The organism is Idiomarina sp. X4, assembly GCF_002808045.1.
Taxonomy (GTDB): Bacteria; Pseudomonadota; Gammaproteobacteria; order Enterobacterales; family Alteromonadaceae; genus Idiomarina.
This window is the reverse complement of the sequence record NZ_CP025000.1, coordinates 1,276,232-1,298,503: the sequence shown is the minus strand read 5'-3', so window position 1 is coordinate 1,298,503 and position 22,272 is coordinate 1,276,232. Positions and strand designations below refer to the sequence as shown.

At 47.5% G+C, this 22,272-nt stretch carries 24 protein-coding genes; 11 read left to right on the top strand and 13 right to left on the bottom strand.

What is annotated here, in order from left to right; all coding sequences use genetic code 11:
- Positions 1 to 3: 3 nt before the first annotated feature.
- A complete protein-coding gene (locus tag CWC33_RS06215) occupies positions 4 to 336 on the top strand; it encodes a helix-turn-helix transcriptional regulator (RefSeq protein WP_100691235.1) in 333 nt (110 codons plus the stop codon).
- 13 nt (positions 337 to 349) lie between these two features.
- Here CWC33_RS06215 and CWC33_RS06210 read toward each other — a convergent pair whose 3' ends face one another.
- On the bottom strand, positions 350 to 1,738 hold the full coding sequence (locus tag CWC33_RS06210) for a sensor domain-containing diguanylate cyclase (RefSeq protein ID WP_100691234.1): 1,389 nt from the start codon (positions 1,736 to 1,738) through the stop codon (positions 350 to 352).
- Between the two features lie 60 nt (positions 1,739 to 1,798).
- Positions 1,799 to 2,338, bottom strand: coding sequence for a DUF1415 domain-containing protein (locus CWC33_RS06205; protein ID WP_100691233.1), 540 nt, complete (start codon positions 2,336 to 2,338; stop codon positions 1,799 to 1,801).
- A 30-nt stretch (positions 2,339 to 2,368) separates the two neighbouring features.
- On the opposite strand from CWC33_RS06205, the gene CWC33_RS06200 reads away from it, so the two are divergent.
- Positions 2,369 to 2,830, top strand: coding sequence for a methyltransferase family protein (locus CWC33_RS06200; RefSeq protein ID WP_100691232.1), 462 nt, complete (start codon positions 2,369 to 2,371; stop codon positions 2,828 to 2,830).
- Here CWC33_RS06200 and CWC33_RS06195 read toward each other — a convergent pair whose 3' ends face one another.
- Together CWC33_RS06195 and CWC33_RS06190 are read right to left on the bottom strand one after the other, a co-directional pair.
- Positions 2,831 to 3,352 carry a uracil-DNA glycosylase family protein gene (locus tag CWC33_RS06195; protein WP_442906203.1) on the bottom strand — a complete coding sequence of 174 codons (522 nt, stop codon included), beginning with the start codon at positions 3,350 to 3,352 and terminating at the stop codon, positions 2,831 to 2,833.
- A gap of 74 nt (positions 3,353 to 3,426) precedes the next feature.
- Positions 3,427 to 4,209 (bottom strand): ferredoxin--NADP reductase, encoded by a 783-nt coding sequence (locus CWC33_RS06190; RefSeq protein WP_100691230.1) that lies wholly within the window; start codon positions 4,207 to 4,209, stop codon positions 3,427 to 3,429.
- 175 nt (positions 4,210 to 4,384) lie between these two features.
- Between CWC33_RS06190 and CWC33_RS06185 the strand changes: the two genes are divergently transcribed.
- Both CWC33_RS06185 and CWC33_RS06180 read left to right on the top strand, forming a co-directional pair.
- Entirely contained in the window at positions 4,385 to 5,455 is a 1,071-nt protein-coding gene (locus CWC33_RS06185) for a PepSY-associated TM helix domain-containing protein (RefSeq protein ID WP_100691229.1), read from the top strand.
- Positions 5,456 to 5,457: 2 nt separating this feature from the next.
- A complete protein-coding gene (locus tag CWC33_RS06180) occupies positions 5,458 to 6,288 on the top strand; it encodes a DUF4198 domain-containing protein (RefSeq protein ID WP_100691228.1) in 831 nt (276 codons plus the stop codon).
- On the opposite strand, the gene CWC33_RS06175 is transcribed toward CWC33_RS06180, so the two are convergent.
- Complete coding sequence (locus CWC33_RS06175; RefSeq protein WP_100691227.1) at positions 6,289 to 7,314, bottom strand: Vgb family protein; 1,026 nt, start codon at positions 7,312 to 7,314, stop codon at positions 6,289 to 6,291.
- A 94-nt stretch (positions 7,315 to 7,408) separates the two neighbouring features.
- On the opposite strand from CWC33_RS06175, the gene CWC33_RS06170 reads away from it, so the two are divergent.
- On the top strand, positions 7,409 to 9,184 hold the full coding sequence (locus CWC33_RS06170) for an SLC13 family permease (protein ID WP_100691226.1): 1,776 nt from the start codon (positions 7,409 to 7,411) through the stop codon (positions 9,182 to 9,184).
- Here CWC33_RS06170 and CWC33_RS06165 read toward each other — a convergent pair.
- From CWC33_RS06165 to CWC33_RS06135, 7 genes are all read right to left on the bottom strand, one after another.
- A complete protein-coding gene (locus tag CWC33_RS06165; RefSeq protein ID WP_100691225.1) occupies positions 9,181 to 10,314 on the bottom strand; it encodes a GNAT family N-acetyltransferase in 1,134 nt (377 codons plus the stop codon). The two genes, CWC33_RS06170 and CWC33_RS06165, sit on opposite strands and share 4 nt — an antisense overlap.
- Before the next feature lie 3 nt (positions 10,315 to 10,317).
- Positions 10,318 to 10,557, bottom strand: coding sequence for a DUF2442 domain-containing protein (locus CWC33_RS06160; protein ID WP_053953435.1), 240 nt, complete (start codon positions 10,555 to 10,557; stop codon positions 10,318 to 10,320).
- On the bottom strand, positions 10,538 to 10,774 hold the full coding sequence (locus tag CWC33_RS06155; protein WP_100691224.1) for a DUF4160 domain-containing protein: 237 nt from the start codon (positions 10,772 to 10,774) through the stop codon (positions 10,538 to 10,540). Before CWC33_RS06155 ends, CWC33_RS06160 begins: the two co-directional genes overlap by 20 nt.
- A gap of 96 nt (positions 10,775 to 10,870) precedes the next feature.
- Positions 10,871 to 11,704, bottom strand: a complete 834-nt coding sequence (locus tag CWC33_RS06150; protein WP_100691223.1) for a putative RNA methyltransferase — start codon at positions 11,702 to 11,704, stop codon at positions 10,871 to 10,873.
- A 126-nt stretch (positions 11,705 to 11,830) separates the two neighbouring features.
- Positions 11,831 to 12,040: a cold-shock protein gene (locus CWC33_RS06145; RefSeq protein WP_100691222.1), complete on the bottom strand. Its 210-nt coding sequence runs from the start codon at positions 12,038 to 12,040 to the stop codon at positions 11,831 to 11,833.
- A 238-nt stretch (positions 12,041 to 12,278) separates the two neighbouring features.
- The gene (gene ctlX / locus CWC33_RS06140; RefSeq protein WP_100691221.1) at positions 12,279 to 13,184 is read right to left on the bottom strand and encodes a citrulline utilization hydrolase CtlX; all 906 of its coding nucleotides are present in this window, start codon (positions 13,182 to 13,184) and stop codon (positions 12,279 to 12,281) included.
- Positions 13,185 to 13,300: 116 nt separating this feature from the next.
- Positions 13,301 to 15,454 (bottom strand): TonB-dependent siderophore receptor, encoded by a 2,154-nt coding sequence (locus CWC33_RS06135; RefSeq protein ID WP_100691220.1) that lies wholly within the window; start codon positions 15,452 to 15,454, stop codon positions 13,301 to 13,303.
- A 113-nt stretch (positions 15,455 to 15,567) separates the two neighbouring features.
- On the opposite strand from CWC33_RS06135, the gene CWC33_RS06130 reads away from it, so the two are divergent.
- From CWC33_RS06130 to CWC33_RS06120, 3 genes are all read left to right on the top strand, one after another.
- Positions 15,568 to 16,713, top strand: coding sequence for a PepSY-associated TM helix domain-containing protein (locus CWC33_RS06130; RefSeq protein ID WP_100691219.1), 1,146 nt, complete (start codon positions 15,568 to 15,570; stop codon positions 16,711 to 16,713).
- Positions 16,713 to 17,183: a hypothetical protein gene (locus CWC33_RS06125; RefSeq protein ID WP_100691218.1), complete on the top strand. Its 471-nt coding sequence runs from the start codon at positions 16,713 to 16,715 to the stop codon at positions 17,181 to 17,183. Before CWC33_RS06130 ends, CWC33_RS06125 begins: the two co-directional genes overlap by 1 nt.
- A gap of 70 nt (positions 17,184 to 17,253) precedes the next feature.
- Positions 17,254 to 19,380, top strand: coding sequence for a TonB-dependent siderophore receptor (locus CWC33_RS06120; RefSeq protein WP_100691217.1), 2,127 nt, complete (start codon positions 17,254 to 17,256; stop codon positions 19,378 to 19,380).
- Positions 19,381 to 19,444: 64 nt separating this feature from the next.
- Here the strand turns inward: CWC33_RS06120 and CWC33_RS06115 are convergent, their stop codons facing one another.
- Positions 19,445 to 20,101 carry an epoxyqueuosine reductase QueH gene (locus tag CWC33_RS06115; protein WP_088767182.1) on the bottom strand — a complete coding sequence of 219 codons (657 nt, stop codon included), beginning with the start codon at positions 20,099 to 20,101 and terminating at the stop codon, positions 19,445 to 19,447.
- A gap of 198 nt (positions 20,102 to 20,299) precedes the next feature.
- On the opposite strand from CWC33_RS06115, the gene CWC33_RS06110 reads away from it, so the two are divergent.
- The 3 genes from CWC33_RS06110 (at position 20,300) to vapC (ending at position 22,205) form a co-directional block, all read left to right on the top strand.
- On the top strand, positions 20,300 to 21,466 hold the full coding sequence (locus CWC33_RS06110; RefSeq protein WP_100691216.1) for a methyl-accepting chemotaxis protein: 1,167 nt from the start codon (positions 20,300 to 20,302) through the stop codon (positions 21,464 to 21,466).
- Between the two features lie 62 nt (positions 21,467 to 21,528).
- Positions 21,529 to 21,759 carry a type II toxin-antitoxin system VapB family antitoxin gene (vapB, locus tag CWC33_RS06105; protein ID WP_100691215.1) on the top strand — a complete coding sequence of 77 codons (231 nt, stop codon included), beginning with the start codon at positions 21,529 to 21,531 and terminating at the stop codon, positions 21,757 to 21,759.
- On the top strand, positions 21,756 to 22,205 hold the full coding sequence (gene vapC, locus CWC33_RS06100) for a type II toxin-antitoxin system tRNA(fMet)-specific endonuclease VapC (protein ID WP_100691214.1): 450 nt from the start codon (positions 21,756 to 21,758) through the stop codon (positions 22,203 to 22,205). The genes vapB and vapC overlap by 4 nt, the downstream gene beginning before the upstream one ends.
- The last annotated feature ends 67 nt before the right edge of the window (positions 22,206 to 22,272 follow it).

Sequence of the window (22,272 nt, the reverse complement as noted above, 5' to 3'; positions counted from 1 at the left end):
GCTATGCGTATTGATGCTACTAAAATTGTCGAGCTTCGAAATGACAAAGGCTGGACTCAGCAGCACCTTGCCGATGCGTGCGCAGTGAGCCTTCGCACAATACAGCGAGTTGAGAAAGAAGGTATGGCTTCATCAGAAACCGTACTGGCTTTATGCAGCGTTTTAGAGGTTGAGCGTAAGACCATTGAGTCAAACTTTGCTGCCGAGGAAAAGCTAATGTCCCAAGACGCTCCCCAGCGAGCACCAAGCTGGATTGATGCATTGCCAATGCTGATTACGTTATTACTTGGCATGGCTATCGGCATTGGATTAACGCTATGGCTAACCAACCGCTAGAAAACCGTTTGGCTTAACTCGCTGCATTGTCTGACCAAACAATACAGTTTCGGCCCGCGTGCTTGGCTTTATAGAGCGCTTGGTCGGCGCGGCGGTAAATACTCGACACGTCGTCATTAGTTTCACTAGCGGTAGCACCAATGCTGACAGTGGGATTAATGACGTCGCCTGATTCCAGCGTGACAACCGTTGTCTCCACGGCTTCTCGTACGCGCTCAAGTACCGTTGAAGCATTTTCTTTATCGGTGTGAGGTAAAATAATCATAAACTCTTCACCGCCCACCCGAATAACCGTGTCGCTACCCCTTAAGCTGTCATTCATGGCGTTAGCGCCAGCAATGAGCACCCGGTCCCCAATGTCGTGGCCGTAGGTGTCATTAATTGACTTAAAATGGTCAAAGTCGATAACCGCCACCACACAACAGCTGTCCTTGTAATGAGATGCCAGCCCTTGCTCAAGCATTTGCATGCCCGCTGAGCGGTTCTTCAAACCCGTGAGCGAGTCTGTATAAGCAATTAACGCCATATCGTCACGTTGCCGTATCAGGTCATGACGCACCGCCTGCTCCGCAATAACCGTCTCCACAGCGGTGCCCATCATACGCACCATTTCTATTTCCAGTTCGCTGAAAGCTTCCCGGCGAGCGGTTTTACGCGCAAACCCTAATACACCCCAAACAACATCGTTAATAACAAGCGGTGTACCGATATAAGACTGAAGCCCGTACGTCAGGAAAGACTTATGATTTTTAAAGCGCTCGTCTTTGTCGGCTTCATTGGTATGTACTAATTCATTTTCCTTTAAAACAACAGAGCAATAGGTAGTATCCAGAGGAAGTTGAGTACCGGCATCGAACTCTAATTTTGCCGTTTGTATCCACTCAATGGTGTATACGCCGTCAATGATTGAACTTGCGGTTCCAATATCCACGTCCAAATACTCAACGCCAAACTTCAGGAGCTCATCAATTGATACAGGATCAATACGCCGGCCGCGCTTATGAATAATGTCATGAATGGTGCGCATTAAATCGACCGAAGCATAGTACTCGGTCACGTCTTCCATCACAGCATACAGACCGACCATTTTTTTGCTTTCATCCAGCTCAGGAATGTAGCGGATATCCAAAAAGCACTTACGGCCATCCCTAAATGTAACCGCTTCCGAAAAGGAACTGACCTTGCCGCTTTCAAATACTTTGTCATGCCGAAGCTTCATCCTCGCGTAAAGCTCATCATCAAGAACATCGGAAACGAACCGACCCAGAATGTCGGCTTTTTTCAGGTTAAGGAACTGGCAATAGGCTTTGTTGATATAACGATAGCGCCGCTTTTCATCGATGAACGCGACCATAGTGGGTAACTTTTCCAGAATTTTATTCGACAGCTGACGCTCTGGCATGACAATCACCTTTGTTTATAACTAAAGCATAGCCTACGCCATTCAATTCGTCAGCCCAAGCTAACCGTTTAAAATCTTTACAAAAAACTCAGCACCTTTACGACGACAAAACTCGATATTGCGCTCAGGGATGGATTCCGGATCGTCATGTTGCTCAATTGCTTTCTCTAAACTCGCTTCCCTTAGCAAGTGAAGCGTTGGGAAGGGTGAACGATTCGTGTAGTTTGCCGGGTCATCCTGAGGCTCACCATCAAAACAGTAACCCGGGTGAAAATGCGCTAATTGATAAATGCCTTCATAGCCTTCTTCAATAAGCAATGTGTCAGCCATGCCGACCAAGTCTAAAAAGCCATAGAAGCCTTCAAAGCCCTGAGGGATTATAAAAAGTGTGGTCTCGGTTTCAGGGGTTTCGTCCAGATGTTTCGCCTCGTCCAGTAATTGTTGTAACACCGAAGCCATGTCCTGTTGTTCCGCAACAACGTAGCGAACACGTTTGCGTTCAACTTCGCGGCGCGCAAACGGGCAAATATTGTATTTCACAATGAGCTGTTGCACCCAGCGCTCGGTTTGCTCAATAATTGTAGAAGTTTCGGTCGTCATTTTCGTATCACCAAAAGGACGCTTCTTTCTATGAAGTTTTTAGAACTCAAAGTTCCGCCCGTCATTGTTGTCGCCATTGTGGCAGGGTTGATGTGGTTAACGGCGCATTATACCGCAGAGTTTAATGCTTTCTATGTTGGCCAGCGTGCTGCGGCAATTTTCTTATTAGTGCTAGGTGTCTTACTGCCTTTACTGGGCGTTATGAGCTTTCGCCGGGCAAAAACCACGGTCGACCCCAGAGATCCAAACAAAAGTACCGAATTGGTCACAACGGGTATTTATCAGCGCACCCGAAACCCAATGTACCTTGGCTTTTTCTTTGTGCTTATGGCTTGGGGTGTATTTTTAGGCAGCGTGTTTTCGCTATGGGGCTTGGTGCTTTATGTTGCGTACATGAGTAAGTTCCAGATTCAGCCCGAAGAGCGCGCTCTTACCAAGGCCTTTGGCGAAGCGTACAAAAGCTATTGCCGGGAGACCGGTCGCTGGTGGTAGTCAGGCGCGGACTAATTCGGCAATGCGCTTCTGCAACGTCGGAATAACGGCGTCTTCAAACCACGGGTTACGCTTTAACCACAAATTATTACGTGGGCTGGGGTGCGGCAACGGCAACACGTCAGGCCAATAATGTTCCCAGTTTTTTACTCGCTCAGTAAGCGTCTGTTTTGGTTCGTCAATATGCCAACTTTGGGCGTACTGCCCAATGGCTAACGTCAGTTCTAAATTCGGTAACTGCTCAAGGAGCTTATGCCGCCACGCCGGAGCACATTCGGGGCGTGGCGGTAAGTCGCCGGACTTGCCGGTGCCCGGGTAACACAACCCCATAGGAATAATCGCCAGCTTTTCAGCGTCATAAAACGTCGATTTATCAATGCCCATCCACTGACGAAGACGGTCACCACTGGGGTCATAGAACGGTTTACCGGAGCCATGAACTCGTCGGCCAGGGGCCTGACCAGCGACTAAAATTTTGGCGTTGGGATGTAACTGAACAACCGGTCGAGCTCCCATTGGCAATTCCGGTTCGCATAGCGTGCATTGACGAACCTCGGTCAGCAAGTTTTGCCAGGAGCTCATGGTTACCTCATTGGTTATTTCTCAATAAATGCCTGCTCAATAACGTAATCGCCTTGCTTACGCGACGTTGCCTTTGTAAAGCCACGCTCGTTCAATATAGCCATTAAGTCCTGCAGCATAGCGTCATTACCACACAGCATAAAACGGTCATGCTCCGGGTTCAAATCGGGCATGCCTATGGTGCGCGTCAAGGTGCCAGAAGTCAGCAAATCAGTAATACGCTGCTGATGCGCTTCATCCCTGAAAGGTTCCCGAGTTACCGTTGGATAGTAAATCAGCTTTTCTTTTACCCAGTCACCAAAAAACTCGTTATTAGGTAAGTCTTCACCTATTTCTTTTTGGTAAGCCAACTCGGAGACATAGCGCACCCCGTGAACAAGAACCACCTTGTCATATTGCTCGTAAATATCGGGGTCTTTAATAACACTCATGAACGGCGCCAGCCCGGTTCCTGTACTCAGCAAGTACAGGTTCTTACCCGGTAACAAATGTCCCGGAACAAGGGTGCCGGTAGGGCGCGTCGACAGGACCACTTCATCGCCCACCTGAATATGCTGCAAGCGAGACGTTAGTGCGCCATCAGGCACTTTTATGCTGAAGAACTCAAGTTCTTCTTCATAATTCGCGCTGGCAATTGAGTAAGCTCGCAGCAGTGGTTTGTCCTCCAATTGCAGGCCCATCATCACAAACTGGCCGTTTTCAAACGTGAAACTTGGCTTACGGGTGGTTCTAAAACTGAATAAAGTGTCATTCCAGTGACGTACCTGAGTCACGGTCTCGGCAATAGTACTTCTCATGAAAACTCCTGCTCCTGCAGATTACGGCAAAAGTAACGCTATGCGCTTAAAAACTGAAAAATCAGTTCACTATTTCTAAATTGCGAATAAGAATGATTTTCATATAGACTAACGCCATATTCATAAAACATCAAATAAAAACGTTGGCTTCAGCCAATTTTAACAGCAGTGGATTATGGCGCGCGGAAACAGATCAAAAAAGCGAGGTTGGTCACTCAAAGACTGGCACTGGATAAGCTCAGCGATTTGTCTTATTGGCATGCTGCTGTTCTCTGTCACCGGTATTACGTTGAATCATGCAGGATGGATAGAGTCTGCACCGAGCGTCGAAAGTTACGAAGGGTCTCTCCCTCAAAAGGACTTGGAACGGTTGGTGAATGCGTCAGGGAATGACGTTCTGCCAACTTCCTTTCACCGCTGGTACGAAGCAAAGACACATAACAGCATCAGTTCAAATGCCCAAATAGAGTGGAGTGACTACGAAGTGTACGTCGCCATGCCCCGACCTGGCGGGGACAGCTGGTTCAGTGTCGATTTAGCCAGCGGTGCTTTTTATTCTGAAAACACTGATCGCGGCTGGATCGCTTACTTTAATGACCTGCACAAGGCGCGGAACACCGGATTCTTATGGAGTTTGTTTATTGATGTGTTTGCTATCGCAAGCATTGTTTTCACTATTACGGGGTTATTGCTTTTGAAAAAATACAGTAAGGGCCGCAAATCAACCTGGCCACTGGTCCTGGCCGGATTCATCATTCCATTTTTCGCCGTTATTGGTTCGGCTCACGCCGCTGAAAATGAACTCACTGTGGAAATTCCACGCTTGTCTGTTGCCGAATATCACGTACCTTATGTTGCCGTTTGGTTGGCCAACGAACGTCATCAGCGTGTTGTCGATATTGCGGTGTGGTATGACGTAAACCTTGAAAATAACGAAGGGGAAAAGTGGCTGAAAGACATGCGTCAATGGTGGCGCCGCAGCGGACGCATGACCGATATGCCTATAGATGGTGTGTCCGGCGCAACTCGCCGTCCCGGCATTCAACGGGTCGACTTAACCCCCATGCTGAATCAATTACCTGAGCTAAGTGAAGGCAAATACTACCTATACGTAGAAGCAGCTCGTGAGCTTGGCGGCCGTGAAATGTTGCGACTGCCATTGTCTTTACCTCTTAACCACCCAATATCCATAACAGACAGCGGCGAGCACGAACTCGGCCGTGTGTCCCTAAAACTGGAGCCTTAAGCATGAAATTATCTTCTGTAATAACGACAAGTCTTGCCGTACTGACACTGTTCGCCAGCGCCAGCAGTGAAGCACACCGTGTATGGATTAAGCCAAGTGCTACCGTTGTCTCCGGCGACTCGGAATGGGTCACCTTTGACGCGGCTATTGCAAATGGCATTTTTTATCCCGACCACTACCCGCTTAGTTTAGACCGAGTGGAAGCGATGGCGCCGGACGGCTCTGCGGTAACTTTAGAAAACGGGTACAAAGGTAAACTACGTTCAGTGTTTGATGTTGAGTTGGAAAAGGAAGGCACTTACACCGTTTACTCAGCAAGCTCTGGGCTATCTGCCCGCTGGATAGACGATAATGGCGAACGCCAATACTGGCCGCCGCGTGGCTCCCGGAAAACGAATGACGACTTTTACAAAGAAGTGCCGCAAGATGCCAAAGACTTAGAGGTCAGTGAACGCTCACACCGGGTTGAAACATTTGTGACATCAGGCGCCCCGACTTATGACACTTTAGGACCTACGGGCAACGGTTTAGAGCTCAAGCCAGTAACCCATCCGAATGACTTATACACTGGTGAAAATATTACGTTCAAATTCACGATAGACGGTGCAGCTGCTGCAGGTACTGAGCTGGTCTTGGTGAAGGGCGGTGAACGGTATCGTGACCGCTCTGAGCCGACCAAGTTGACTACTAATGAAAAAGGCGAAGTGATGTTTTCTGTTGATGAAGCCGGCATGTATTGGCTGGAAGCTGAATACTCAGACAATAATGGAAAAGCCCCGGCGACCAAACGCCAGGGCTCTTACGTCGCCGTTTTAGAAGTGTTGCCGATGTAATTAATCGGCGGTGACAACGGGTGGTTCGCTTAGGCGGACCACGCCCAGTGTATTGGCGTCGGTGCCGAACCAAATGGAGTCGGTGTTTTCGTCATAAAACATATTACGAACGGTACCGCCGCCACTTTCTAGCTCGATAGGCTCTGAAAATTCGTGGGTTTCTGTGTCAAAACCCACTAAGCGGTTCGGCTGCACACCCGTTTCGACAAACCAAATGTCATTGCGCTTGTCTACTGCCATGCCATAAGGACGTGAATTCCCTGCCGCCGGTGCGCGCCAGTCTTTGTTGTCGCCCGTTACCGGGTCGTAACTACCGACGTATCCCTGGTTATAATCGACATACCAAATCGTGCCGTCATCGGTCATACCCAAACGACGAGGACGCGATTTTTCCCGCTTCAGTTCAAACTCTTTTAAATTGCCATTTTCAATGGTGGCCAGCTTATTCGTTCCAAACAACGTCGCCCAGGGGCGGTCATTTTCAACAATGAGGCCATAAGGTCTTGCCGAGTCTGTCGGTACCTCCCACAGCATGATTTCGCCGCCAGTCGTCTCTAAAAAGCCGATTTGATTACCACCCTGAACGGTAAACCAAATATCACCTGCCGCAGTAAAGTCCATGGTGTGACTGTCTTTTGGTCCACTGCCGGGTAATTCAAATTGCTTAATATCACCGGTACCCGGGTCAATAAGGCCAATATGCTCTTTCAAGTTGCCCGCATACCAGGCGCCCCGGTCATCGACGATAACCGTGTGGGGCCCCGCGCCATCAGGCAAGTCGTAGCGTTTGAATTCTTCTGTTTCTGGATTAAAGGTTGCCGCGTAATGACTCCCCTGGCCGACAAACCAGACAATACCGTCGTGTACCCAAGGATCTCGGGGGCGAGAGTCCTCCCACGGCACCTGCCACTCCTGAATTTCAGCGTTCGCCAATCCCGTTTCTTTATGATCATCACTGTTTGCCGGCGCACTGCTTAATCCCGCCAGGCCAACGACTACTGCACTTGCTAAACTAAGGTACTTCATCGTTATGCCTCCTGATTAGGTCGTCATCTAAATATTGCACCCGATCGTATCTTATGCAATGTTCATCGTATAAATAGTAAACGACGGGCTTTGTATGCTGGATCAATGGCTTATTGGTATTATCTTGCTGGCAATGCTGGCTTTATTTGTCATTGATAAATGGCGTTATGACCTCGTTGCCATGATGGCGCTTCTGTCGGCCGCCGTTCTGGGTCTAGTTCCGGCGGCTGAGGTTTTCAGCGGTTTCGGCAATGCTGCGGTTATTACCGTCGCCGCCGTTCTTATTATAAGTCATGCGCTATGGCGCTCCGGTGTTGTCGATGCTCTTGCGGCCGGCATGAAAAAAGTTGGCGACAAACGCTGGATTCAAATGATAGCGCTCACATCTGTCACGACCGTCTGTTCAGCGTTTATCAGTAATACCGGCACCATGGCCATAATGATTCCCGTCGCACTGCAACTGGCCCGTGCCAGCGGCAATAACCCCTCTAAACTGCTCATGCCAATGGCGTTTGGTTCGCTACTCGGCGGGACCATAACCATGGTCGGTACACCGCCCAATATCATTATTGCGGACATTCGACGCGAAGCCATGGGCGAGTCCTTTGGCATTTTCGAGTTTACCCCTGTGGGCTTGAGTATTGCCGTTACCGGTCTGTTATTTATGTGGCTACTCAGCCATTGGCTGGTTCCTGAGAAAAGCGGTAAATCCAAATCAGCATCGCTTTACGATGTCAGCAGTTACCTCACCGAATTGTATGTCCCAAAAGAGTCCGACTTTATCGGCGAAACGCTCTACGAGTTGGAGAACCGCACTGAAGACGACTTTGTTATTGTGGCATTGCAGCGCGGTGAAAAGCGATGGTCGGCGCCGGCTCGTTATTTAAGACTCAGAGCCGAGGACGTGTTAATTGTCGAGGCCAACGCTGAAACCATTCAGCAAGTTATTGACGGAACCGGTTTAGAGCTCAACGCTGAAGAAAAAATTGATGAGCGCTTTTTGAAATCAGACGACATTACCGTTATTGAAGGTATCGTTGGTCACGACTCACGGCTTATTGGTCGCTCTGCCGCGGATATTAAACTGCGCAGCCGCTACGGCATCAATGTGCTTGGGGTAGCGCGGGAAGGTCAAAAACTCGGTACGGCTTTAGGTAATATTCGCTTCAAGCCAGGCGACGTTCTGTTATTGCAGGGCGATGCGGAGACACTGACCGATGTATTTCAGCGCTTCGGATGTTTTCCGCTTGCGCAACGCAGCTTACGTATAGGATCGTCCAAAAAGCTGGCTTTGCCACTGGGCATTTTTGCTGCAACGATTTTATCGGCAGCTCTTGGGCTACTCTCTGTACCCGTTGCCTTCACACTAGCGGCGGGGCTTATGGTGGTCACCAATATTCTGCCCCTGCGCGAGCTCTATGACGCTATAGACTGGCCTATTATTGTGCTGCTGGGCGCAACCATACCGCTGGGTTCAGCGTTAGAGCGCAGCGGAGCGGCTGACACCATTGCCAACGGTGTGCTCTATATCAGCGCCGGTGCGCCTGAGTATGTGGCCGTTGGTTTATTGCTGGTTGTTACCATGCTGCTGTCGAATATCGTTAATAACGCTGCTGCCGCGGTACTTATGGCACCTATCGGTATCAGCATGGCCGGTAGTTTCGGGGCCAGTATGGATCCGTTTTTAATGGCCGTTGCCATTGGTGCTGCTGTGCCATTTTTAACACCCATTGGGCACCAGTCGAATATTCTGGTCATGGGGCCGGGCGGTTATAACTTCAGTGATTATTGGCGGCTGGGCTTGCCGCTATCGCTGGTTGTTGCCGCGGTTGCTTTGGTCATGATACTGCTGGTTTGGCCGCTGTATTAATCGCGGTCTTTATAAGGCAGGTAGGTTTGCAGTGTTTTCAGATGCTCGCTCAGAGCAGCGCGCTCATCCTGACAGTACTGCTCAATGGCGTCGTTAAGAGGAGACGGCATAAACCGATAAAAACCTTCACGCAATACCGGTTCAAAGCCTCTGTGCAGCTTATGTTCACCCTGTGCTCCGGCATCAAAGTAACTAAGGTTTTGGCGTATGCAGTAGTCAATCCCCTGATAATAACAGGCTTCAAAATGCAAAAACTCAAGCTCTTCCCGACAGCCCCAGTAGCGCCCGTAAAGCGTGTTGTCACTTTTAAAGCACAATGACGCCGCCACCATTTCGTCGTTTCGGTAAGCTGCAAACACAACAATATGTTCCGCCAGTAACTCACCCCAGAGCTGAAATGTCGCTGGTGTTAAATAGCCGCCATGACCCGAACGCTTTAAGTAAGTACGCTGATAAAACACAATGAACTGATGCCAGAAATCTGCGGTCAGCTCGTTGCCCGGCAAGGTTCGCATTTCGACCTTTTGCTCTGACACCTTTTGCCGCTCTTTGCGTATGGACTTGCGCTTCCGTGACACCAAAGCCCCAAGAAAGTCATCAAAGGAGTCATAATCTCGGTTTTGCCAGAGAAACTGAATGTCAAAGCGTTGCCACCAACCTTCTTCTGCCAGTGCCTGGCTTACATTCGGTTCAATGTACAGACATTGTAAGTTGCTGACATCATGCTCCTGCATCAACGCCGATTCAATAACCGGCAGAACATCAGCGGTATTAACGCCCTTAGCGGTCCCCAAGCGAGGTCCCTGACACGGGGTAAAAGGTATGGCGTTAATCAGCTTGGGGTAGTACTGAAAACCATAACGTTCATAAGCCTCAGCAAACGCCCAGTCAAACAGATACTCACCATAGGAATGGGTCTTTTTAAACCACGGCATAATGGCGACCAGTGTGTCGCTATTATCATGTACCGCAACATACTGGGGCAACCAACCTCGCTGGGGCCCAAGACTACCACCCTGCTCAAGCGCCAGCAGGAAATCATATTGCGTAAACGGGTAGTCACTGCTGAACAACCGGTTCCAGTCCGCCTTGGGTATTGACGTTATTGTTGAGTGAACAACGGTGCGCATGAGCTAAGTGCTTAACAGTCCAAGCACACTGATATCTTCATCTAAGCGGGGCCAATGAATGCCCTGGCCGTTACCTAATAACTGCCAATCATTACGTTCTTCTTCCGTGGCAGCTTCCAAGCGAGGAAACCAAACAATGGGAGCCGAAATTTTACGTCCGTCAGCCAGTTCAACTTCGAGCGCAGCTTCGGTAACAGATACATTCACTGCAACAGGGTGGCGATCAATTTCTAAAGTATTCATCCCAAGCCTCCAGAAGCTCGTCTTTATGTTGAACTACAATTTTCTGTATTCGCCTAAGCTCAAACGATGAAAAGCCAATCGAGCTGCTCATCAAAACAGGCTTAAGCCAAAACTTCGCAAGTTTACTCTCGCGTTGCACATGAATATGCGGCGGCTCGCCACTTTCATTACTATAAAAGAAAAAACGGTAAGCACCAATCCTTAGCACTGTTGGCATGCATCAGCTTCCCTCTATGAAAATAGGAAAGCATAGAAAGTCAGCTGCTAAATGTCGTTAGCGAATAGCGTAACCTTTTATAGTCGATTACCGACTCTAAGCCGTTAAACTAAAGACACGTACCCAGACATCAGCCGTTATGGCCAAGCGTTGTAGGCTTTCGGCTCGCTCCCTGCCTTCTATACTAGCGCGGTAGAGGTGAGGGGTCATAGTCAGGAGGTTTTTAATGGAGTCGTTATTATTCAGTTCAACCTGAAAGTTCACCCGTTGTTCAGAAGTCAGTTCATAATCTGAGCCGGTTATAGGCAACGTTTCACTTTTACTCTTTAGCTCAGAGTAGATTATGCTTTTTAGCTCCGTTAGGTGGTTTACCGCTGGATCAACCATAATCAATCGGCCACCAGGTTTTAAAACTCGTTTAAACTCAGCCTCAACCGGAAAGCCAAATACACACAAAATGGTATCAACACTATTGTCTTCCAGCGGAATCGCGTTATTCGATGCGACTATCCAGCTCAGACGTTTATCCTGCTTTGCTGCAGCCTGTACCGCCCATTTCGAAATATCCAGCGCAGCCACACTTAACTTTGTCCCTTTTTGCTCAGCCTGTTCAACGAGATAGCGCAAGTAATAGCCTTCACCGCAACCTGCATCGAGCAGAGTTTGGTCACCTTGCTCCAACACGATATCAGCCAAAGCCCGGGCTAGAGGTAGGTAATGCCCCTCCTCCAGATACTTACGCCGAGCCTGCACCATCGCTTTGCTGTCACCCGGGTCTTTCGAGCGTTTATTCTGTACCGGCAACAAGTTGACGTAACCCTGCTTTGCCACGTCATAGCTATGCCCATTTTCGCAGCACCAGGTGCGTTCATTCAGCTGCAAAGGCTGCTTGTCGAGGGGGCAAATGAGTTGGTCAAACGGTTGTATCACGGCAGAAACTCTTATTCACTTTAAAACTTAAGTTTACGGGGTTTCACGACAAAATTCAGGCACAAAAAAAGCAGCCCGTAGGCTGCTCTTCATAATTTGTGTTGCGCTTAACGCAAATTCAGACGCTTACAGCGCTTGAATGTTCTCAGCTTGAGGGCCTTTCGGGCCTTGGGTCACTGAGAAAGAAACGCGTTGGCCTTCAGCTAAGGTTTTGAAACCGTCGCCGACAATCGCGCTGAAGTGAGCAAATACGTCTGCGCCACCTTGCTGCTCGATAAAACCAAAACCTTTTGCTTCGTTAAACCACTTAACAACACCGTTTACTGTATTAGACATAATAATATCCTGAAATTTTAAAAATATATAAGTACCGGACCGAGACAATCTCGACGCCGATGATCGTGCGGGGTAAAAAATGTGAAACTTAAAACTACAGGACGAGACGATTACTTCTAATAATGTTACGTAGAGGAGTGTTTAACTAACTGTTTCTTATCCAACGCCGCCCACTGTACGCTCAATAAATATAAAGTCAAATAATATTTTTAATTTATTTTATAAAAGTGACTTATAGTCAAATCACTTTAAAAACCTGCGCTAACATACAGCGAATTGAGCCGCCACCTAACTCAATAGTAGGTACAGAAATAGGCACTAATGTCACCCACTGCTCTAGTACTTTTATCTGATCAGCGCTTAAGGTGTTATAAGCCGTTGAGGAAATAGCTAACAACTTGCTGCCATCTACCGCCAACTCCAGAGTATTACCAGCAAAATGTTCAATTTGTTCTTCTGTCAGTTCTACCAGAGCTTTACGACTTTTCGCAACCGTACCCACAAACCGGCGCCGTTCATTGTCATCACGAATCATCTCAACAGACGCCATGACAAAGTCACTGCCAACGGTCATAAGTACATTGGTATGATACACTGGCTTGCCGTCTCGGCTGGTGGCATCAAACGCCACAGGTTCGTAACCCAGTTTTTGGCAAAGCGCTTTCAATGCGCTTTCGTGCATACGCTTAGAGCGAGCAGCGTAAGCAAGCTTATGTTCATGGTCGAACACAATTGAGCCCGTCCCTTCCAGAAACACGGCGTCGTTTTCCTGTGCGCTAAAATCAATAAGTTCGTGGTAACCATATTGACTGCGAAGAAACTCAATAATGTCCGGGCGACGTTCTTTGCGACGGTTTTTACAATACATTGGGTATAAAACCAGCTCGCCAGAGGCATGAGTGCTGAACCAGTTATTGGGGAAGACCGAATCGGGCATTGCTGTGGTTTCATCTTCAAATAAGTGCACCTGAACACCGTGTTCACGCAGCTTACGGACCGCTTCACTCACTTCGTTATAAGCCGCCTCAGCGATATTAACACCGTCTTTCGCCAGCGACTGAAAGGCATTGTCGCCCATGGTTTCCGGGTTCGACGCAAAGTGATGCGGGCGCACCATAACAACAGTATCGGACGACTGGCTCATGAGATTTAAAGCGTTGCAGAATTTGCGCGCATTTATAGCAAGTTGCAGGGGGCTTAGCAACGGGCAAAAGAAAAGGGCAGTGGTTGCACTGCCCTTTCTGTAATTACCCAGTTAATTTACCAGGCGTATTTAAGACTCAACTCAAAATTACGCTCTGCGCCGAAAAACCCTTGGTCGTAAAAGTCGATACTTGAATAATACTTCTCATCGAACAGGTTGTTGACGTTCAGGCTTAGCTCCAGGTTTTTACCTAAGTTGTAATTCGCCATGGCGTTTACCACTGTATAGCTGTCCTGATGAAAGGTTGGCATTTCTGGCACTGTTGGGTTAGAAACTTCACTTTGCCAATTTGCGTTAACACCAAGCTTAAACGCATTAGTAGCCGTGTAAAGCACACTGGCTTTCATCATATCTTCCGGCAAGTGCGGCGCGTAATCTGAACCGTCGCGATCAGTCGATTCGTTATGAGTATAGCTAAAGAAAATATTCACAGTATCCGTTGGCTTACCGTTAAGCTCTAACTCATAACCTTCGCTTTCCGCACCTGAAACACCAATAGACGCTTCAATCTGGGTACCAGGTATCGGACCTGTTGAATTCGGATCATCAATGGCTAAATTATCTTCTTTGACTTTATAAACGGAAAAACTGGCAGAAAGCGCTTCATTAAAGAAGTCACCTTTAATTCCAATCTCCGAATTGGTTCCTTCTTTGGGACCAATTAGCTCTCCATTTACGTCTAATGCCTGCTGTGGTTGGAAAATTTCGGTATAGCTGGCGTACGTGGAAATAATGTCGGTAACATCGTAAACAAGGCCGATATATGGCGTATTGACGCTTGAATTTTCATAGTCACTAACCGCCCACGGAGCCTCAGACAGCGAATCGTAGTTAGTTAAACGGTTACCAATTATAGCAGTAAACTCGTCCGTTAGGCTCAACTGAGCCGCCGCGTAAATACCTTCCTGAGTATGAGACTCCAACGTACTGTACGAAGGTGTATCACTAAAGTTGGGACGCGGAACACCATTTCCCCAGTCGAACAGGCTAGGAACCACTATGGTATCGGTAATACCATAAGACGTAGCGTTAACGTCCTGCTCAGCATAAAGAGCGCCTGCCGTTAACTGGTGTTCGCGACCAAGCAGCTCAAACGGTCCCGAAGCTAAAACACGAAATGAGGTTTGCTCGCGCTTAGCAACATAATGGTTTGGTGATGGACTATAATCTGGGTCAGGGCTTTTCCCGGTCGCTTTTTCAGGGAAAAACTCACCAAAATAGAGCAAGTAGCCATCCATTTCACCTTCACGACGTTCAACATCCATTTGAATGTTCCAGCCGTTATCGAAGGCGTGCTCAAGTTGCACGAAAGCATTCGTGCTCTCTCTGTCCCACTTATTCCATGGTGATGCGGTTGTCGTACTTACCGGCAAATCATCGGCTTGAGTACCGTCAGCATAAAACAGTGGCAACGCACCCCACATGCTGCCTTTCGGGTTACGTTCGCTGTAGTCAGCACCTACCGTCAAACGAGTTTGGGTCGTTAAATCAGCGGTTACTACCGCGTAAATTTGCGCATTTTCTTTTTCCGACAGGTCGACGTAGCTTTCGCCTTCTTCATAGGCCATTGCCACTCGTGCTTTCACATTACCGTCTTCCGTCAATGTTTGAGAATGGTCAGCCTCAAAACGATAATTACTCCATGAACCGACACCCACACTCGCATAGCCGCCGTCTTCATATTTAGGACGCTTACGAATCAGGTTAATGGCTGCAGAAGGTTCACCCGCACCGGTTAAAAGGCCGGTAGCACCACGCACAATTTCCACCCGCTCAAAAACGACAGAGTCCGCCAAGGCTTCACTAAAGAAACTGTTGTACGCAATGGGAACGCCATCGAATTGGAAGTTAGTCACGTCACGACCACGTGAGCGGAAAAAGAAGCGGTCGGTTTCAGCCTGTTGAGCCTGAATACCCGGCGCAAACTGCATAACATCGGCTACCGTGTCTAACGCGAAGCCATCAATGAATTCGCGATCAATCACCGAAATAGACTGAGGCGTCTGACGCAACGTAAGTGGCAACCCTGTCGCTGTCGTCGCACGATCCAGCGGACTGCCGGTTACCTTAATATGTTCAAAAATCTTTTCTTTCTGTTGGCCTTCTGACTTTTCGGACTCTGCATTGTCATTTTCCTGCGCAATAGCAGCCGATGAAAGCATGATTGACGCAATTGCTAACGCTAAAGAACTTTTTACAAACTGATTCATTTAAAAATCCACCCCTAAACCACAAATGAGAACTATTACTTTTTGTAATTGTATTTGATAATCGTTCCCATTAGCAATATCATTTAGGAAAAGTTTTTTAGAGAGTAAAGAAAATGACGCAAAGGCAATGGTTCAAGCTGCACGGATGGTGCTCGCTACCCATCTGGATACTGTTTTGTTTTATCTGCATTACAGGGACTATCGCGGTGTTCAGTCACGAGTTAACCTGGCTATTTAACGAGAATGCTCGTGCGGTTAATCCGAATGACTTAGCCGCTCGGCCTATTTCTGAGTTAGTTGCGACGGTCCAAAACGCTTATCCGTCAGCCAACATTACAACTGTCATGACCTTTGAGCCTTATCTCATTAATGCCGTTATTTTCTCGACCGAGACCATTCCGTCGGGCATTGCTTACGTAAACCAATACACCGGCGAAATTCAGGAAGTCAACCAAGGCATTACCTTTATTAACTTCATGCGTTCATTGCACGGTTGGTTGTTATTCCCATGGCAAAGCAGCTACAGCGTGGGTTATTACCTGGTTTCCGCCATGTCATTTGTAATGATTGGCGCGTTGGTCACCGGTTTGGTTATTTATAAGCGCTTTTGGCGCGCTTATACACAACCGAAGATCCGCGCGAAACAAGGTAAAAAAACACTGCTAACCGACTTGCACAAACACGGCGGAGTTTGGTCAATCTGGTTCCTTATTGTCATGAGCCTGACCGGCCTCTGGTACTTTACTCAGCAGGTTATGTGGCACGCCGACATAGATATTGAGGCGCATCCGCCGTTAGTGGAGGCTTCAGACATACCTCTTGGCGAAAAAGCGGAGCCACCAGTGACTTTTGCTGACGCGATGAAAACAACCGAAAAGCGTTTTCCGGAGTTCCGCCCCAGCTACATTATGATGCCGGAGCATAATCGCGACATGTTCAAAATTATGGGTGGCGGCGACACGGTGTTCTTCGACGACTACTCTTACCGTGTCAATATAAACCCATGGACCGGAGAAATAGCCAGCGAAACCACACCCGAGACCATGGGTGCATTACAAACCATTCAGCACATTGTCGACCCACTCCACTACGGCACTATTGGTGGTATTTGGACAAAAGCTATTTGGTTTATTTTCGGGCTGATCCTGTCCGCCATGTCCATTACCGGTTTCTTGATTTGGGGCTCGCGAACCGTAAAAGCCGCAAAGGAAAAGAAGACACCACTGCGTGAGTCTCTGCAAAGTGAGGGAGCGAACTAATGGCGCGCCGTAAAAATACATTTTGGAACCGTAATAAATTTAAGTTAAGTGGCTTAATTCTCATTCTGCCTTTTTACTTTTTGTACGAGCAACTCCAACCGCCCGAATTCCCGGAAGTCTGGGAAGAAAAATCGGTAGGACCTTTCGAGGTTGCAATACAGCCGTTAAATAACGAGGCTCCATATGCTCACCATGAAGACTGGGTCAAAGACTTTTCCGCTTATGTAAACGAAGGCAACGTCAGTGATATTCGGCAGGGCTACGTAAGTATTGGTGAAAAACCACTGCCACTCAACACACTTGAAAGTGATGACGTCGGCATTTTGCATGGCAGCGAATTACTGCAGCATGTACACGCTATCGCACCGCAAAAATATGAACCGGAACATCGCGTTTGGGTAACTTTGCAGACCTGGGACGGCAGTGTTCACAAGGCCTCATGGGAACTTCCCGAGAATTGGTTAAAATAAAACTTTAAATACGAATTGTTTTCATTTAGGATCCACCTCGACATAAACGCTTGTGATTTTGAGGGGAACCATGAAAGTTCAGAAATCTCTACTAGCGGTCAGCGTTTTGGCCGCTCTAACCACAACTCCAGCTTTTGCAGAAGAGCCGCAGCAGACAAAAAAAGAAAAAGAAGAAATGATGGAAACCATCGAGGTCAGCTCTCGTGGTTTGATTTCATACGTCAGTGCGACCGGCTCAAAGTCTGACACCCCCATAATTGAAACACCTCTATCCGTGTCCGTATTAACAGAAACACGTATCGAAGATTTAGGTGCGGTAACGGTTCAAGATGCCATTGGTTATGTTGCCGGTCTGTACAACGGTCCATACGGCGTCGATACTCGTGGCGACTGGGCTCAAATCAGAGGTGTCGCTCCAGTCCAATACTTAGACGGTCTGAAGTCGTTGTTTGGTTACTACAATAACGTACGCGTGAATCCTTATTCTCTTGGCCAAATTGAAATTCTTAAAGGACCAAGTTCTGTCTTGTACGGTCAAGGCTCAACTGGCGGTATCATTAATTTAGTCAGCAAGCGTCCTCAGGCCGAAACTCAGGGTGAGTTTTGGGCTCAGCTTGGTAATTACTCCCGCAAACAAGTTGCGGGCGATATAACCGGAGCTTTAAACCAAGACGCCTCCCTAACGGGCCGCTTTATCGGTTTATACAGGGACAGTGATACGCAAACTGATTACGTCCCCGATAACAGCTTGGTCTTGAATCCCTCTATTAGCTTGCATGCGTCAGAAGATACAAAAATCACATTAATCGGAAACATCCAGAGAAATGAATCTGGTTCCAGCACCCAGTTTTTTCCGTGGCAAGGAACCTTGTTCCCTAACGAGTTTGGTCAAATCGACAGCTCAACATTTGTGTCAGAGCCTGGGTTCGATAAGTACGATACTGAGCAGGATGCGTTAACGGCTATTGTTGAACACGACATCAATCTGAATTGGCACCTTCGTTTTGCCAGCAGATACAGTGACAGTCACGCTGACTACAATACAATGTACGGTTGGCCGCCTGTTTTTGCCGAAGACAACCGCACCGTTAACCGTGTGTCTTACTTATCTCGTGCCGACGCAAACGCTTGGACAACGGACGTTCAGTTACATGGTTCTGTAATTACAGGTGCAGTAGAACATGACTTGGTCTTCGGTTTAGACTTGCAGGATGCTTACACCGATAACGACTATGCTTATGGTGCAATGAATCCCCTTGATTTGTATGCTCCAGAGTACGGTCAGGCCACTGGTCTTCCAACCGAAGCTGACGTTACAGATCTTCCTTCGACAACGACCTATCAACTTGGCTTTTATGCACAAGATAATATGCGTATCGCGGATAAATGGTTAGTCTCCGCTGCGCTGCGCAGGGATCGCGCTACAACGAACCCTGAAGGAGGATCGGCTACCGATCAATATGCAACGACCGGCCGTCTCGGCGCTATGTACTTAATGGACGGCGGAGTATCGCCATACTTTAGTTATAGTGAGTCCTTCTCACCGCTAATTGGCCGTGATGCTTACGATAACGCTTATGTCCCGTTAGAGGGTAAACAATGGGAAGCGGGGGTAAAATACCAGCCACAAGGAACCGAGCATTTAATTACCTTATCGGCTTACCAAATCACTGAGGAAAACCGCACGACACAAGTTAACGACCCCGACGCGCCTAACCCTAACGGCCAAATCCAAGTTGGCGAAGTCGAAATTGAAGGGGTAGAACTTGAAGCTCAGCTAGCCTGGGAGTCTATGGATGTTTACGCAAGCTATGCCTACACGGATGCTGTAATTAGTAAGAGCAATAACCCGTCGGAAGTCGGTAAAACACTATCAGCAACTCCAGACCAACAAGCTTCGGTTTGGGCTACCTATCGCCCGGAAAGTTGGGGTGGTTTTAAAGTCGGTGCAGGTGTTCGTTACGTAGGCAATACGTCTGACGGCTACGTAAACTATAACGGCGAGAACATCTTTTTAGAAACACCGAGCTATACCTTATTCGACGCCATGATTGGCTACGAGTGGGATAATTATAGTTTCAGTCTCGATGTTGATAACCTAACCGACAAAACGGTCTTAACGTCATGTCTCGCTCGCGGTGACTGCTTTTACGGTCAACAGCGCACAATTATGGCGAATTTCCGTTACAACTTCTAAAGCATAAATTAACGCTTTCACGTGTGGCCCCGGACGTCTCTCTTCCCAGCGTCTGGGGCTTTTTTTAATCGGCAGTATAATACTCCACACCAATTTTAATGCGGTCGCGCCCGTTCTGCAGGCGCCAGCGGTTGGTATCGCGAAGCGAATAAACACAACCACAATACTCCTGCTGATAAAAACGTTCACGCTTGGCAATTTCCACCATACGGGCAGAGCCACCTTTTTTACGCCAGTTAAACGTCCAGTAATGCAGTCCGGGATAACGTGCAACCGCACGCTGACCACAGTCATTTATTTGCTGCATATTTTTCCAGCGTGAAATGCCCAGGCAACTGGTAATAGTGTCAAAGCCGTTTTCATGCGCGTATAAGGCTGTGCGCTCAAAACGCATATCAAAACAAACTGTGCAACGCTCACCTCGCTCCGGTTCCCACTCGAGACCTTTCACTCGCTCAAACCAGTTTTTGGTGTCGTAGTCACAATCGATAAAGTCCACACCCAGTTTTTCGGCAAACCGAATGTTCTCTTCTTTACGCAGCAAATACTCTTTTTCCGGGTGAATATTCGGGTTATAGAAGAAAATCGTGAACTTGATGCCCGCTTCAGCCATACGCTCCATGACTTCACCCGAGCATGGCGCACAGCAGGAGTGGAGTAAAACGTGGTCGGAGCCTGTTGGGGTTTCGAGTACAATCGACTCTTGTTTTTTCTTCGACATAAGGAAGCTTTGCAGGGGATTTATCCGCCAATTATAGCGCAAAGCGGCCCCAGCAAAAACCACAATAGCTGTCGAAAAATTAATCGTATTTTCCAGTATTGACTATCGACAAAACCTATTGGGAAAAAGATATCTTTTCTTAATCATTTAGATTACTTTGCACCGCTTTTTTTTAATCATAGTGTGGAAAGTAAAACAATGAAATTATCTAACCTGTCCTTGGCTAGAATGAACCAGATTAACCTTCTTTTTCTGGTGAGTTTAAGTATTGTCCTAGGGCTTGCCTTATTCTCTGACGTAACCAACGGTGTGCTCGCTGTTCCCAGTTTGGTTATTATTACATTAGCAGTTATCTTCTTTATCATCTCGCGACGCGTTCTTACGCTTGCGGTAAAAGAACTCAAAAGCATGGCTGAACAAGTCGGTAGCGGTAATCTCGATCCCCGCGTCAATCTTAGTAGTGAAAGCGAGTTTGGGCAGATTGCGCGCTCTCTTAATCGTGCTTTAAAACGCTTTAGTCGCATACTAACGCATGTAGACGGGGCCACAGAGAAGCTCAGTAATTTAGCTCAGAGAACCGCCACTCTCTCTGATCGTTCTCATGTAACCAGTGAAAAGCTGAGTGAGCAGTCCACTAGTTTGGCTTCTACTATTGAAGAAATATCTGCCAGCATGAACGAAATGACCGAAACCATTGAGCGAATCAACAGCAATACCGACTCGGTTTCAGAGGTTAGTATTACGTCTGAAAGACAAATCAATAAATTAGCCGATCGATTAAATAAGCTCGTTACTTCTGTCGAGCTATTCGACAGCAGCTTTGAAAAGGTCGAAAAAAGTGCTGAAAAGATAACGTCTTTCGTTGAGTTAATCGAAAGCGTCACAGACCAGACTAACTTACTCGCTCTTAACGCTGCTATTGAAGCAGACCGAGCAGGAGAGCACGGGAGAGGATTCGCTGTTGTCGCCGACGAAGTTCGGTCTTTGGCTCAAAAGACAAAAGCAACCACAAGTGACATTGTAGAAATGACCAATGAATTGCGTGCGGTTATTTCATCCTCTGGTGAAATTAGCGACCAAGCTTTGGAAGCGTCTAAAGAAGCTCAAGTCATATCGGTGGAAACCATTGAGTCATTTAATCAAGTGTTAACCTCAATACGTGAAATTAACACCGAAGTCGATATGGTCACCGAGGCCAGTCAACAGCAAAATGCTGCAGTGGAAAATGTCAGCAAAAACGTTCAAGTGCTTAGCGAACTTTGCGATGGCGCCTATGAACAGGCAGAGACATTGTCGAATAACACCGACGAACTGAATAGCCTCAGTAACGAGATCGTTAAGCAAATGGATAAGCTGGACGACTAATTTGACAATTTGAATTACCCAACTAAACTCCGTATATCCAAATTGGATATACGGAGTTTTTTATGACCAAAACAACCCTTTTCAAAAGCAATAAAACGCAAGCGGTTCGGTTGCCAAAAGACGTCGCTTTTTCTGAAGACGTAAAAGAAGTTGAGGTGTTAGTCGTTGGCGAAAGCCGAATTATTACCCCAGCGAAAGCCAGTTGGGCTTCTTGGTTTAGTGGTGAACCTGCCAGTGACGACTTTATGGTTGAGCGTGAGCAGCCCGAAGAGCAGGAGCGCGAGCAGCTATGAATTTGCGATATATGCTGGATACCAATATCTGTATTTACATTATGAAGAACCGGCCTGCCTATTTAGCGCCTATTTTTGATGAGCATTCTCGCGAACTCTGTGTAAGCTCAGTAACTGTCATGGAGCTTCAATACGGTGTCGAAAACTCTCAACAACGCGTTACTAATACCGACAAACTCGACAGCTTTTTAGCTCGCTTAGACATCCTCAACTACGATGCCGATGCGGCCTATCATACGGCTCTTATCCGACATCATTTAAAAAAGAAAGGCACGCCCATTGGCCCTTATGATCAAATGATAGCAGGACACGCCAGATGCCATGGCCTAACCGTTGTAACTAACAATACAGGCGAGTTTGAACGCGTCCCTGGCTTAATTTCAGAGAATTGGTTACAGCAACCGCCGCAAAGTTCAGTGAATGAACCGAGCCCCGCCTACCGCTAACCTCTGATTAACTCATGTGTCATTTTTGTTAAAAATTTAAACAATCTTTACGTTCTCACCCTTTAAA